This is a genomic window from Phenylobacterium sp., from assembly GCF_044371015.1.
Lineage (GTDB): Bacteria > Pseudomonadota > Alphaproteobacteria > Caulobacterales > Caulobacteraceae > Phenylobacterium.
Genome location: NZ_JBILUK010000088.1, coordinates 1 through 12126, shown reverse-complemented (window position 1 = coordinate 12126; position 12126 = coordinate 1). Strand labels below are relative to the sequence as shown.

At 66.2% G+C, this 12126-nt stretch carries 14 protein-coding genes; 1 reads left to right on the top strand and 13 read right to left on the bottom strand.

Annotated elements, in window-relative coordinates; genetic code table 11:
* The 5 genes from ACIQ3R_RS09315 to sdhC form a co-directional block, all read right to left on the bottom strand.
* Positions 1-850, bottom strand: an 850-nt coding sequence (locus ACIQ3R_RS09315) for a DUF885 family protein (protein ID WP_397417664.1), incomplete at its 3' end; no start/stop codon positions are given.
* Positions 851-939: 89 nt separating this feature from the next.
* On the bottom strand, positions 940-1722 hold the full coding sequence (locus ACIQ3R_RS09310) for a succinate dehydrogenase iron-sulfur subunit (protein ID WP_397417661.1): 783 nt from the start codon (positions 1720-1722) through the stop codon (positions 940-942).
* 20 nt (positions 1723-1742) lie between these two features.
* On the bottom strand, positions 1743-3530 hold the full coding sequence (gene sdhA / locus ACIQ3R_RS09305; protein ID WP_397417658.1) for a succinate dehydrogenase flavoprotein subunit: 1788 nt from the start codon (positions 3528-3530) through the stop codon (positions 1743-1745).
* A 7-nt stretch (positions 3531-3537) separates the two neighbouring features.
* Positions 3538-3921 carry a succinate dehydrogenase, hydrophobic membrane anchor protein gene (gene sdhD, locus ACIQ3R_RS09300; RefSeq protein ID WP_397417656.1) on the bottom strand — a complete coding sequence of 128 codons (384 nt, stop codon included), beginning with the start codon at positions 3919-3921 and terminating at the stop codon, positions 3538-3540.
* Positions 3918-4292, bottom strand: a complete 375-nt coding sequence (sdhC, locus tag ACIQ3R_RS09295) for a succinate dehydrogenase, cytochrome b556 subunit (RefSeq protein WP_397417654.1) — start codon at positions 4290-4292, stop codon at positions 3918-3920. The genes sdhD and sdhC overlap by 4 nt, the downstream gene beginning before the upstream one ends.
* A 222-nt stretch (positions 4293-4514) precedes the next feature.
* On the opposite strand from sdhC, the gene ACIQ3R_RS09290 reads away from it, so the two are divergent.
* Positions 4515-5399 (top strand): LysR substrate-binding domain-containing protein, encoded by an 885-nt coding sequence (locus ACIQ3R_RS09290; protein ID WP_397417652.1) that lies wholly within the window; start codon positions 4515-4517, stop codon positions 5397-5399.
* An 81-nt stretch (positions 5400-5480) separates the two neighbouring features.
* Here the strand turns inward: ACIQ3R_RS09290 and ACIQ3R_RS09285 are convergent, their stop codons facing one another.
* The 8 genes from ACIQ3R_RS09285 to ACIQ3R_RS09250 form a co-directional block, all read right to left on the bottom strand.
* A complete protein-coding gene (locus tag ACIQ3R_RS09285; RefSeq protein WP_397417650.1) occupies positions 5481-5915 on the bottom strand; it encodes a DUF5360 family protein in 435 nt (144 codons plus the stop codon).
* Positions 5912-6565, bottom strand: coding sequence for a TetR/AcrR family transcriptional regulator (locus tag ACIQ3R_RS09280; RefSeq protein WP_397417647.1), 654 nt, complete (start codon positions 6563-6565; stop codon positions 5912-5914). The genes ACIQ3R_RS09285 and ACIQ3R_RS09280 overlap by 4 nt, the downstream gene beginning before the upstream one ends.
* A 324-nt stretch (positions 6566-6889) precedes the next feature.
* On the bottom strand, positions 6890-7192 hold the full coding sequence (locus ACIQ3R_RS09275; protein WP_397417644.1) for a type II toxin-antitoxin system HicB family antitoxin: 303 nt from the start codon (positions 7190-7192) through the stop codon (positions 6890-6892).
* Positions 7193-7209: 17 nt separating this feature from the next.
* Positions 7210-8325, bottom strand: a complete 1116-nt coding sequence (gene zapE, locus ACIQ3R_RS09270) for a cell division protein ZapE (protein ID WP_397417642.1) — start codon at positions 8323-8325, stop codon at positions 7210-7212.
* Positions 8322-8969 carry a hypothetical protein gene (locus ACIQ3R_RS09265; protein WP_397417640.1) on the bottom strand — a complete coding sequence of 216 codons (648 nt, stop codon included), beginning with the start codon at positions 8967-8969 and terminating at the stop codon, positions 8322-8324. Before ACIQ3R_RS09265 ends, zapE begins: the two co-directional genes overlap by 4 nt.
* Positions 8970-8980: 11 nt before the next feature.
* A complete protein-coding gene (locus ACIQ3R_RS09260) occupies positions 8981-10492 on the bottom strand; it encodes a CoA-acylating methylmalonate-semialdehyde dehydrogenase (RefSeq protein ID WP_397417637.1) in 1512 nt (503 codons plus the stop codon).
* A 39-nt stretch (positions 10493-10531) separates the two neighbouring features.
* Positions 10532-11503 carry a sodium-dependent bicarbonate transport family permease gene (locus tag ACIQ3R_RS09255; RefSeq protein ID WP_397417634.1) on the bottom strand — a complete coding sequence of 324 codons (972 nt, stop codon included), beginning with the start codon at positions 11501-11503 and terminating at the stop codon, positions 10532-10534.
* A 253-nt stretch (positions 11504-11756) separates the two neighbouring features.
* On the bottom strand, positions 11757-12126 hold a 370-nt coding region (locus tag ACIQ3R_RS09250), incomplete at its 5' end, for an acyl-CoA dehydrogenase family protein (protein WP_397417632.1).

Here is a 12126-nt window from a genome sequence, read left to right as displayed (position 1 = left end):
TGCCGGACGGGGCCTGGGCGACGTCGCCCTCCGCCCAGCCGATCAGCCGTTCGTAGGCGGGCTTCATGTGGCCGGTGAGCGCCACCTTCGCCTCGTCGAGCAGGGCCTGCGCCTCGGCGGGCGAGACGCTCCCGGCCGCAGAGAGCCTGGCGACTTTGGCCTTGGCGTCGGACCAGAGCGGGGAGTCCGCCCCCTCGGCAAAGGGCGCCCCGGCGATAAGCCGCCGGCTCTCGGCGATGAGGCGCTCATACCGGAAGCGCGGCATGCGGATCCCTTCGGCGCTCGCCGCAGCGGCCCGCTCCCGGGCCTGGTCCATGGCCGCGCCCAGCGCCCTCAAGCGGGCGTTGTAGGCCCTCATGTCAGCCGACGTGATGACCAGATGTGAATTGATCAGGAACGCGGGCAGGCTCGAGTGCGGGCTGCTGCGTCCGAAGACCAGCCCTTGGCGTCGGAATTTCCAGGTCAGCTCAGCAGCGTCGAGTTCCTGGTCCCACATGTCGAAACTAATCCGACCCTCGGGCGACAGCTGGTCCCGCCGGTAGCCCGCCTTCATCCGCGCGACGCTGCCGCGACGCCAATCCAGCGCCTCCCGTTCACCGGCCTCGCTTTGATCGCTCAGTCGATCCTCACCGGACCTCACGCCTAGAGTGGTCGAGGCTTCCGGGTTGAGCCTGAGCGACTCGCGGAACTCCTGATCGAGGAAGGCGTTGAAGCGTGTCGTCAGGTCGGTCGGCGCCGGACTTGCGGCAGTCTGGGCGGCGACCGGCAAGGGCGCGGCGAGCACAAGCGCAGCCGCAGACGTTGCAAGCGCCAAGGCGCCGAGCACGGAGAGGTGGCGGACCCGAAGCATACGCCACTACGCCATGGCCCGGCGTCGCGCTCAAGCGAGGAGCAGCCTCCCTGGCGAACATGCCACAGGTTGGCGTCGGACCAGCGGCCCTACACCACCCGGTCGGCCAGCATCTTCTTCACCTCGGCGATGGCCTTGGCGGGGTTGAGGCCCTTGGGGCAGACCTGGGCGCAGTTCATGATGGTGTGGCAGCGGTAGAGCTTGAAGGGGTCTTCCAGGTCGTCCAGCCGGTCGCCCGTCGCTTCGTCTCGGCTGTCGATGATCCAGCGATAGGCGTGCAGCAGGGCGGCGGGGCCGAGATACTTCTCCTGGTTCCACCAGTAGCTCGGGCAACTGGTCGAGCAGCAGGCGCAGAGAATGCACTCATAGAGGCCGTCGAGCTTTTCGCGGTCTTCCGGCGACTGCTTCCACTCGGTGCGCGGCTCCGGCGTCTCGGTCTGGAGCCAGGGCTGCACCGAGGCGTACTGGGCGTAGAAGAGGGTGAGGTCCGGCACCAGGTCCTTGACCACTGGCATGTGCGGCAGCGGGCTGATCGAGACCTTATCGCCTGGGCATTCCTCGTGGCCGTGGATGCAGGCCAGCGTATTCCGTCCGGCGATGTTCATGGCGCACGAGCCGCAGATACCCTCGCGGCATGAGCGGCGGAAAGTGAGCGTGGGGTCGATGTGGGTCTTGATGTGGATCAGCACGTCCAGGACCATCGGCCCGCATTGGCTGACATCGACTTCATAGGTGTCCCAGCGCGGATTGGCGCCGGCGTCGGGATCGTAGCGATAGACCTTGAAGGTCTTCACCTTGCCCGAGCCCGCCGGGGCCTTGTGGTGCTTGCCGCCGGTGACCTTGGAGTTCTTCGGAAGGGTGAGCTGGACCATGGCGTCTTGTTCCTTCCGACCTAGTAGACCCGCGCCTTGGGCGGGAACGGGGCGATGTCGTTGGTCATGGTGAAGTCATGCACCGGGCGGTAGTCGATCTTCACCTTGCCGGATGCGTCATCGAACCAGGTGAGCGTGTGCTTCATCCAGGCCTTGTCGTCACGATCCGGATAGTCCTCGTGGGCGTGGGCGCCGCGGCTCTCCTTGCGGTTCTCCGCGCCGACCACGGTGACCAGCGCCTGGCCGATCAGGTTGTCGAGCTCCAGAGTCTCCATCAGGTCGGAGTTCCAGATCATCGAGCGGTCGCTGACCTTGAGGTCGGGCCGCTTGGCGTTGACCGCTTCCATTCGCTTGACGCCGGACTTGAGCGCATCGGCGGTGCGATAGACGGCCGCGTCCTCCTGCATCGCCATCTGCATTTCCAGCCGCAGCTCGGCCGTGGACGTGCCGCCGTCAGCGTGGCGGAAGCGATCCAGGCGGGCCAGATGCCCATCGGTCATGGCGGGCTTGAGCTCGGGCTGCGTCGCGCCCGCCTTGATCGTATCGGCCGCGCGTAAGGCGGCTGACCGGCCGAACACCACCAGATCGATCAGCGAATTGGAACCCAGACGGTTGGCGCCGTGCACCGAGACGCAGGCGGCCTCGCCGACCGCCATGAGGCCGGGCACCACCTTGTCGGGATCCTTACCGGCCTTGGTGACGACCTCTGAGTAGAAGTTCGTGGGGATGCCGCCCATGTTGTAGTGGACGGTCGGGAGCACCGGAATCGGCTCCTTGGTCACGTCGACGCCAGCGAAGATCTTGGCGCTCTCCGAGATCCCCGGCAGGCGCTCGGCCAGGATCTTGGGATCCAGATGGTCGAGGTGCAGGAAGATGTGATCCTTCTTCGGTCCCACACCGCGGCCTTCGCGGATCTCCATGGTCATGGCGCGGCTGACCATGTCGCGCGGCGCCAGGTCTTTCACGGTGGGCGCATAGCGCTCCATGAACCGCTCGCCCTGGGAGTTTGTAAGGTAGCCCCCCTCGCCACGGGCGCCCTCGGTGATCAGGCAGCCCGAGCCATAGATGCCGGTCGGGTGGAACTGCACGAACTCCATGTCCTGCAGCGGCAGGCCGGCGCGCAGCGTCATGCCGCCGCCGTCGCCGGTGCAGGTATGGGCCGAGGTGGCCGAGAAGTAGGCGCGGCCGTAGCCGCCGGTGGCCAGGATCACCAGCTGAGCCTGGAAGCGGTGCAGCGTGCCGTCGTCGAGCTTCCAGGCGGTGACGCCCCGGCAGACGCCCTCATCCATGATCAGATCAAGGGCGAAATACTCGATGAAGAACTCGGTCGAGTGCGCGAGGCTCTGGCCGTACATGGTGTGCAGCATGGCGTGACCGGTGCGGTCGGCCGCCGCGCAGGTGCGCTGGATCGGCGCCTCGCCATAGTTCTTGGTCATGCCGCCGAAGGCGCGCTGGTAGATCTTGCCGTCCGACGTACGACTGAACGGAACGCCCCAGTGCTCCAGTTCGTAGACCGCCGCCGGCGCGTTCCGGCAGAGGTATTCGATGGCGTCCTGGTCGCCCAGCCAGTCAGACCCCTTGACGGTGTCGTACATGTGCCAGCGCCAGTCATCCTCGCCCATATTGCCGAGCGAGGCGGAGATCCCGCCCTGCGCCGCCACCGTGTGCGACCGGGTCGGGAACACCTTGGTGATGCAGGCGGTCTTCAGGCCAGCCTGCGCGCAACCCAGCGCGGCGCGCAGGCCCGAGCCGCCCGCGCCCACGACGACGACATCAAATCGGTGATCGATGAATTCATAGGAGGCCATATCGGTTCTAAGCGCCTCCCAGCGCGACCTTGAGGATGGAGAAAATGGCGAGCGCCCCGGCCAGTCCGCAGAGGAACAGGTTGGCGAGCAGAGCGGCGGCCTTGCTGAGGTGGCTGTAGACGTAGTCCTCGATGATCACCCGGACGCCCTGCTGCATGTGGCTGAACGAAACCGCGAGGGTCAGGATGAGGAGGGTGGCGTTGACCGGCTGGCGCACCCAGGCGACCGCGCCGTCATAGTCGAGGCCGGCCAGCAGGATAACGCTGTAGGCGCCCCAGATCACTAGCGGGACCAGCGCTGCGGCGCCGACCCGCTCTGACAGCCAGTGGGTCACGCCGTGCTTGGCCGAGCCCAGGCCCCGCGCCTGGGAAAGCGGTGTGCGGAAGCTCATGCCAGCGCTCCGGTCATGTAGGCGATGATCCAGGCCGCGGCGGTGGCGGCCAGGGTGAAGCCGAACACGCCATAGGCCGAGGCGTTGGCGCTGGGGAGATCCAGTCCATGGCCCAGATCCCAGATCAGATGCCGGACCCCGTTGCCCAGGTGGTAGAACACCGAAAGCGTCATACCCAGCATCACCAGCCGGCCGAGCGGCGAGCCGAGCAGGCCCATCACCATCGCATAGGCGTCAGGCCCGCTGGCCAACGCCACAGCCCAGACCGCGACCATCAGGGCCCCTGCATAGAGACCCACGCCGGTCACCCGGTGCAGGATCGAGGTCAGCATGGTCACATGCCAGCGCCACACCTGAAGATGCGGCGACATCGGACGGTCTGCCGGTCCGCGTGGAACGGTTGTCATGGCGTGTTGCTCGCCTCCCCAAATCCCCAGAACGGCACTCTTGAACCCCAAGCCCTGAGTGTCAACGAAACTGCCGCGCCTGCGTTGTTGCGCTTGACGCGAGGCTTCGCACAGCATGAAGTATCAAGCGCCCTCGCAGGGACGCAATGCGCAAATCGCCGAGGTTTGCTTCGCGAAAGACGAAGGATGCGCTTCGATCTCACAGACCTCAGGCTGTTTCGCGACGTGGCGGATGCGGGCTCCATAACGGCCGGCGCGGAACGCAGTGCGTTGGCGCTGGCTGCGGCGTCCACGCGTATCCGCCAGATGGAGGCCGACCTGGGCGCGGCGCTGCTGACCCGGTCACGCGCCGGCGTGGCGCTGACGCCGGCTGGACACACCCTTCTCAAGCATGCCCGGCTGGTGTTGTCGCAGACCGCCCGCATGCGAGAGGACCTGGCCGCGTTCGCCGGCGGCCTTTCCGGTGAGGTCCGGCTTCTGGCCAACACCAACGCCCTGACGGAATTCCTGCCGGAACCGCTCAGCCTGTTCCTCGCCGCCCACCCGCAGGTCAACGTCGATCTGGAGGAGCGGCTGTCCGACGAGATCGTCGGCCTGATCGCCGAGGGCGTCGGCGACATCGGCATCGTCGCCGGCACCGTCGATGTCGGCCGTCTGCAGACCTATCCGTTTCGCTCCGACCGGTTCGTGGTGGTGGCGGCGCAGAACCATCCGCTGGCCGCGCGATCCCGGATGGCGTTTGCCGAGGTGCTGGACTTCGACATCGTCGGGCTGGAACGCTCAAGCTCCCTGCAACGGTTTCTGACCGGCAAGGCCGCCCGCGAGGGCCGCCCCCTGAAGGCGCGCATCCAGCTACGCAGCTTCGATGCGGTCTGCCGGCTGGTGGCCGCCGGCGTCGGCGTCGGCGTGGTCCCCCAGACCACGGCCCACCGCGCCGCCCAGACCATGGCCCTGGCGGTCATCGAGCTGACCGACGACTGGGCGCTCCGCGAACTCACCATCGTGGTCAGGGCCGATGAGGTGTTGCGGCCCTACGCCCAGGCGCTGGTGGAGAGCTTGCGGGCTGGATAGCTGGTGGTAACTCCGGTCGCAGCCGGAGGCGAGCCCGGGGGGCTCGACGCAGGCGGACCGGACGCCGAGGCCGACCCCGCGTCATGCAGGGCGGACGGTCGCGTTCAGCAGCCCGGGCAGGAAGAACAAGGGCCAGACCGCCAACGCCAGGTTCGGCAGATACCAGGCTGGATCGAACTCACCGAGAATGGTCCAGTAACCGATCGCCATCAGGCCGGCGACGAAGGTCAGGCAGAGTGAGATCATGGCCATTGGCCGCCAGCGAGGATCTCCGGCCGTCGACAGTCTGACAGCCGCGATCCCGGTGATCGAGAACAGGACGTCCAAGGGCAGGAACGACCAGTTCCAGGCAAACACGCGAGGCTGATCGAAGTCAGCGTACATCATGCTGGGCGGCATTTGAAAAACGCCGAGCAAATGAAGCAAGGACGCAGCCCAGTATGTCAAAAACAATATGTCGGTAATCAGGAGTAAGGTCTTCAGCCGTTTGCTCATGCCGTTTTGGGTTTGGCTCACTTCGCATCCCCCGCGATATGTTCAGAAGATTCTGGTTCGTCGGCTCGACCCGGGACCGCTTCAAGGCGGCTAAGGCGCATGACTGCGCGATCAATGACCGAGCGAGCCGCCGCCTGTTCCCGCGCAAGCGTCGCTCGCGGGGCAAGGGCAAGCCGCAATCCCAAGCCATCGACCAGGCTCAACAGTTCAGCGGACGCAGCCCCTGAAGTCGCGGCGCCTGCCACCAGCGGCGCCACGAGCGCCTCCAGGAGGTCTCGCCATTCCGCGACACGTTCTTCATTCTCGCGGCGAAGTCGCGGATTGCCGACGGCTTCCCCCCAGAAGGCCAGCCAGACCCGCCATTCGCGGAGACGCGCAGCATCGAACGGCAGAGCCTCGTCGAGCACGGCCGATAGTCTCGCGCGATCGGACCGCGGAGCTGCAACTGCTCGCCGCATCCGGGCGCCGGCCGCGAAGTGCGCGGCGCGCAATGCCTCGACAAGCAGCGCCTCGCGGTCGAAGAAATAATGAGTGAGCGCGCCAGTCGTCACGCCCGCCGCCGAGGCCACTCGGCGAAGCGTCGCGGCGCCAAGGCCTTCCTCAGCGATGACATCCCAGCTTGCCGTTACAAACCCGGCGCGCCGCTCCTCATGATCTACAACCTTGGGCATTCCGCCGCCTTTTGACGTATCGCATGTTATGTAACATTTGTTATGTCAAACAACAGGCCGTTCGGTCAAGAGCGCCGCGCGTGCAATTACGGTGACAGTTGCAATTACGGTGACAGTTGCAATTACGGTGACAGATGCAATTACGGTGACAGTTGCAATTACGGTGACAGTTGCAATTACGGTGACAGTTGCAATTACGGTGACAGTTGCAATTACGGTGACAGTTGCAATTACGGTGACAGTTGCAATTACGGTGACAGTTGCAATAACCCCTAAGTTTCCAAAGCTTGGTCCGCCGCCTGAGATTAGGGGTTATTGCAACTGTCACCGTAATTCGATGTTCACCCGCTCCGTCGTGTCATCGAGAATGGCCGGGTCGATGGTGACCACGCCGAAACTCCAGCCCGCAAACTCGGGGCGATCACGCAGGGTCCCCAGATCACTCGGTGGCGGCAGGGCGCCGCCGGCGTCGAGGGTGGCGTCGATCCAGGCCGCCGCCGCCTCCTCCACGCCGCTCATCGCCTCGTCCAGGGTGTCGCCCGCCAAAAAGCACCCCGGCAGATCCGGAACAACGACACCAAAGGCCTGATCGGCGTGGCCGGGCTCGATGGCGACGGGATAGCGCATGGTCATCTCCTGAAGCCCTACCGCTCCTCCAGCCACCCCGCCGAGCGCATCTCCTGCAGCCGGGACGCCGTGCGTTCAAACTCGAAGGCGCCGTCGCCCTCCGGATAAAGCTTCGCGGGCTCGGCTTCGGCCAGCATGACCAGATGGGTGCGCGCTTCGTAGAGGGCGTCGATCAGGATCACGAATCGGCGTGCGGCCTCGCGCCGGTCGGGCGTCAGGCGCGGCACCTGCTCGAGGAACACGGTATGAAAGCGTTCGGCGATGGCGACATAGTCGTTAGGACCCAACGCCACGTTGCAGAGCTCGTCGAAATCGGCGCGCAACAGTCCGCCCGCCGCCTTGGAAAAATGGAGCTTGCGGCCGAGCACCTCGAGGGTCTCGCCGTCTTCGGCCTCGGGGCCCAGCATGTCGGCCCAGAGCGCGCGGGCGTTACGGATGTTATCGGGATCGATGGGCGAGAACCAGACGCCGGCGGCCCGCAACCGGTCCAGGCGATAGTCGTGCGGTCCGGCGATCGTCACCACCTCGGCGCGGGCCTTGAGAAGCGCAATGAAGGGCAGGAACAGCTGGCGATTGATGCCATTGCGATAGAGATCGTCCGGCAGCCGGTTGGAGGTCGCCACCAGGGTCACGCCGCGTCCGAACAACGCCTCGAACAACCGGCCCAGGATCATAGCGTCGGCGATATCGGTAACCTGGAACTCGTCAAAGCACAGCAGGCGGGCCTCGCGCGCGATCACGTCGGCGACCGGCGGAATCGGATCATCGCCCTTGTGCTGGCCAAAGCGCGCCTTGCGCGCCGCCGCGTCGCCCTTGCGCCAGGCGTCTATCAGCCGGTGCACCTCGCCCATGAACACGTGAAAGTGGGTGCGGCGCTTCAGCGGTTCAGGCGCGGTTTCGTGAAACAGATCCATCAGCATGGACTTGCCCCGCCCCACCGGACCAATGAGGTAGACCCCGCGCGGGCCCGGCGCGGGTTTGCGGAACAGCCCCGCCAGCCCGGATGGACGCGCCGCGGTGAGCTCGCTTTCCAGCCGGATCAACGGCGCGAGCGCCGCAGCCTGTGCGGGATCAGGCCGGATCGCGCCCGAGGCGACGCGGGCGTCGTAAGCGGCGCGGAGAGCAGAGGTCATGGAGCGGGTTTGAGCCCCAGGTCCTTACGGACAAAGCGATAGGTCTCGCGCTTCTCGCAGGCGCAGGCGCGCATCCTCCCCTTTTCGTCCCACCAGACCAGCAGCGGATAGGCGAAGTTGACGCCGTTATCCTTGAGCAGCGGGCGGAGCTCATCGACCAGCTTGCGGCCGGCCTCGACCACGGCGGTGCGCGCCATGTCGCCATCGACCGGAGGCAGGCCAGGCGCCGTCCAGGCGGTGGGCGGCACCTTCATCCAGCGCTCCTGCAGCGCCCAGTCGCGGGTGAGCCAAAGCTGGGCCACGGTGGCGCGTTCGGCCGGCGTGGACTTGGCCAGTCCGTTCACGTCCCGACGGGCCACCTGGATGAGCCGGGTATCGACCCCCGCGGCGTGCAGGTCGGGGTACTGCTCGGCCTTGAAGCGGATGCAGTCGGGACAGGAGCGGAACGAGACCATGTAGAGCCGCTTGTCCTTCAGCCCCGGCGAGACCCAGCCCGCAGTCTCCAGCAGTTGGGTGATCTCCTCCTGGTGCTTGGTGATCGTCTTGGGCCGCCAGCGCAGGTCGTAGTGCCAGAGCGCCCAGCCCCCGGCGCCGGCGGCGGTCAGGATGACGAGTAGAAGGACGATCAGGCGAAAGCGGGTCATGTCCGTAGACCTCAGCGCATGGTGGGGATGACGAAGGCGCTATCCTCGACTGCGCCTTCCGGCCAGCGGGCCGTGATGGTCTTGATCTTGGTCCAGAACCGGATGCCCTCCATGCCGTGCTGGTTGGCGTCGCCGAAGGCTGAGCGCTTCCAGCCGCCGAAGGTGTGGTAGGCGACTGGCACCGGGATCGGCACGTTGATGCCCACCATCCCGACATTGACCCTGCTGGCGAACTCGCGGGCCGCGCGCCCGTTGCGCGTGAAGATGGCCACGCCGTTGCCGTACTGATGGGATGACGGCAGATCGAGCGCTTCTTCGAAGCTCTCTGCTCTTACGATCTGCAGGACCGGCCCGAAGATTTCTTCCTGATAGGTCTTCATGCGGGGCTTCACCTGGTCGAACAGGCTGGGGCCGATAAAGAAGCCCTGCTCGTAGCCCTGCAGCTTGAAGTCGCGACCGTCGACCACCAGCTCGGCGCCTTCATCGACGCCGGTCTGGATGTAGCCGGCGATCTTGTCCCGGTGGGCTTGAGACACCACCGGTCCATACTGGGCGGCGGGATCGGTCGAGGTTCCGACCTTGAGCGTTTCGAGCTCGGCCAGCACCCGCTCGCGCACTTCGTCCGCGGTCTTGCGGCCGACGGGAACGACCACCGGCAACGCCATGCATCGTTCGCCGGCCGAACCGTAGGCCGCGCCGATGATGTCCTTGGTGGCCTGCTCCAGGTCGGCGTCCGGCAGGATGATCCCGTGGTTCTTGGCCCCGCCCATGGCCTGCACCCGCTTTCCGGCCGCGGTGCCGCGCGAATAGACGTAGTGGGCGATGTCGGAGGAGCCGACAAAACTCACCGCCCGGATGTCCGGGTGATCAAGGATGGCGTCCACAGCGATCTTGTCGCCGTGAACGACGTTCAAGACGCCCGCCAGGTCCAGACCGATGGCGGCGCCCGCCTCCATCATCAGCTCGGCCAGCCGCACCGGGACGGTCGGATCCTTTTCACTCGGCTTGAGGATGAAGGTGTTCCCCACAGCGATGGAGACTCCGAACATCCACATCGGGATCATGGCCGGGAAGTTGAACGGGGTGATGCCCGCGCAAACACCAAGCGGCTGGCGCATCGAATAGACGTCGATCCCGGGTCCGGCGCCCTCGGTGTACTCACCCTTCAGCGCATGCGGGATGCCGCAGGCGAACTCGATAACCTCAAGGCCTCGCTGGATGTCGCCGTTGCTGTCAGCGATCACCTTGCCGTGCTCGGAGGAGAGGATCTCGGCCAGCTCGCTCATGCGGGCTTCCACCAGCCGCTTGAACTCGAACATCACCCGCGCCCGGCGCTGGGGATTGACGCTGGCCCAGGGGCCCTGCGCCTTCAGGGCCGAGGCGACCGCCGCATCTAGTTCAGCCGCCGTGGCCAGAGCCACACGGGCCTGCACCTCGCCGGTGTTGGGGTTGAACACCTCGCCGTAGCGGCCGCTGGTCCCGGCGACCGAAGCGCCGCCGATGAAGTGGGAAATCTCTCGCATGCCTCTGTTCTTAGAGGCCGCGCGCGCCTCAGGCCAGACTCAGGCCAACCGTTGGGCGATCCATAGGTAGAGCGGAATGCCGACGATGATGTTGAACGGGAACGTCACACCGAGCGACAGCGGCAGATAGACGCCGGCATCGGCGCGCGGCAGGGCTAGGCTCATGGCCGCGGGCACGGCGATGTAGGAAGCGCTCGCCGCAAGAATCGCCATCATCGCCCAGTTGCCGTGCGGCACGCCCAGAAGCGCGCAGAGGCCGAGCGCGGCGCTCATGCTGATCAGCGGCATGGCGATGCCGAAAACCACCATGCCGGGGGTCAGCTTGTTGGCGCTCATCAGCCGGCGAACCGCCACCAGGCCCATCTCCAATAGGAACAGGCAGAGGATCCCCTGGAACAGCGGGTTCACGAACACATCGATCTTGGCGAGACCCCGATCGCCGGTGATTGCGCCGATCACGAAGGCGCCGAGCAACAGCACCACCGTTCCGTTCAGCAGCACCTCGCGCAGCACTTCACCCATCGGCGCCCGCTGCTCGCGGTTGCCGCCGCGGCCGGCCAACATCAGCCCCGAAACGATCGCGGGCGTCTCCATTACGGCCACGATGGCGGCCATGTAGGCGGCATAGGGAACGCCCTGGCCTCGCAGGTACTCGCTGGCCGCCGCGAAGGTAACCGCCGAGACCGATCCGTAATGCGCCGCCGTCGCCGCCCGGGTCGAGCGATCGAGCTTGGGGAACAGGCTCAGGATGCCGAACGCCACCACCGGGAGTCCGAAACTGAGGATCAGCGCAGTCAGGGCGCTGACCAGGAAGTCCGGCGTGAGCCCGGCCTTGGCAGCCTCTACTCCGCCTTTGAAGCCGATGCAGAGCATCAGGTAGAGGGCCATGGTCTTGACCACGCCCTCGGGGATCGAGAGGTCCGATTTCGCAAACCCCGCCAGCATGCCCAACACGAAGAACAGCACCGCCGGCTGAAGCAGGTTGCCGGTCGCGAGCGCGAGAATGTCCATGGAGCCCCCCGGCGAATGTGCGGCGTGGGTCTAGGTGTGTGCTTTCAATTGCAGAAATTGGGAATGGTGGCGACGATCATTTCATTCGCTAATGATTATCGTCGTAACCAGCCTGCCCATGGCCACCCGTGGCCTCCGGGCTCTGAAGCCTTGGCTGGGCGGTGACCGGCTGTCGGACCGGGCGTCCGCGCCCGAACCAGAAAGTCGGGGCTTAGCGTCCTGAGGAGAGGACCGGCGATGCGGCGCAGGCCCCTCAGTTCGCGCCCTCGAGCAGCCGCCGCGCGATCACCTGGGCCTGGATCTCGCCCGCGCCCTCGAAGATGTTGAGAATCCGCGCGTCAGCCAGCACGCGACTGACCGGCTGCTCGACCGCGAAACCGGTTCCCCCGTGGATCTGCACCGCGCTGTCGGCCGCCGCCCAGGCGATGCGCGCGGCGGTGAGTTTGGCCATGCCGGCCTCCAGGTCACAGCGGCGGCCTTCGTCCTTGGCGGCGGCGGCGAACCAGGCCAGGCGGCGAGCTCCCAAGAGTTCAGCAGCCATCATCGCCAGCTTGTTGGCCACGCGGGGGAAGCGCACCAGCGGCTCGCCGAATTGGCGGCGCTGCAGGGCGTAGTCCAAGGCC

Bases quoted from the DNA above. Each gene is read 5' to 3' on its own strand.
- ACIQ3R_RS09310 (WP_397417661.1), bottom strand. From the start codon at position 1,722: ATGGTCCAGCTCACCCTTCCGAAGAACTCCAAGGTCACCGGCGGCAAG.
- sdhA (WP_397417658.1), bottom strand. From the start codon at position 3,530: ATGGCCTCCTATGAATTCATCGATCACCGATTTGATGTCGTCGTCGTG.
- sdhD (WP_397417656.1), bottom strand. From the start codon at position 3,921: ATGAGCTTCCGCACACCGCTTTCCCAGGCGCGGGGCCTGGGCTCGGCC.
- sdhC (WP_397417654.1), bottom strand. From the start codon at position 4,292: ATGTCGCCGCATCTTCAGGTGTGGCGCTGGCATGTGACCATGCTGACC.
- ACIQ3R_RS09290 (WP_397417652.1), top strand. From the start codon at position 4,515: ATGCGCTTCGATCTCACAGACCTCAGGCTGTTTCGCGACGTGGCGGAT.
- ACIQ3R_RS09280 (WP_397417647.1), bottom strand. From the start codon at position 6,565: ATGCCCAAGGTTGTAGATCATGAGGAGCGGCGCGCCGGGTTTGTAACG.
- ACIQ3R_RS09275 (WP_397417644.1), bottom strand. From the start codon at position 7,192: ATGCGCTATCCCGTCGCCATCGAGCCCGGCCACGCCGATCAGGCCTTT.
- zapE (WP_397417642.1), bottom strand. From the start codon at position 8,325: ATGACCTCTGCTCTCCGCGCCGCTTACGACGCCCGCGTCGCCTCGGGC.
- ACIQ3R_RS09265 (WP_397417640.1), bottom strand. From the start codon at position 8,969: ATGACCCGCTTTCGCCTGATCGTCCTTCTACTCGTCATCCTGACCGCC.
- ACIQ3R_RS09260 (WP_397417637.1), bottom strand. From the start codon at position 10,492: ATGCGAGAGATTTCCCACTTCATCGGCGGCGCTTCGGTCGCCGGGACC.
- ACIQ3R_RS09255 (WP_397417634.1), bottom strand. From the start codon at position 11,503: ATGGACATTCTCGCGCTCGCGACCGGCAACCTGCTTCAGCCGGCGGTG.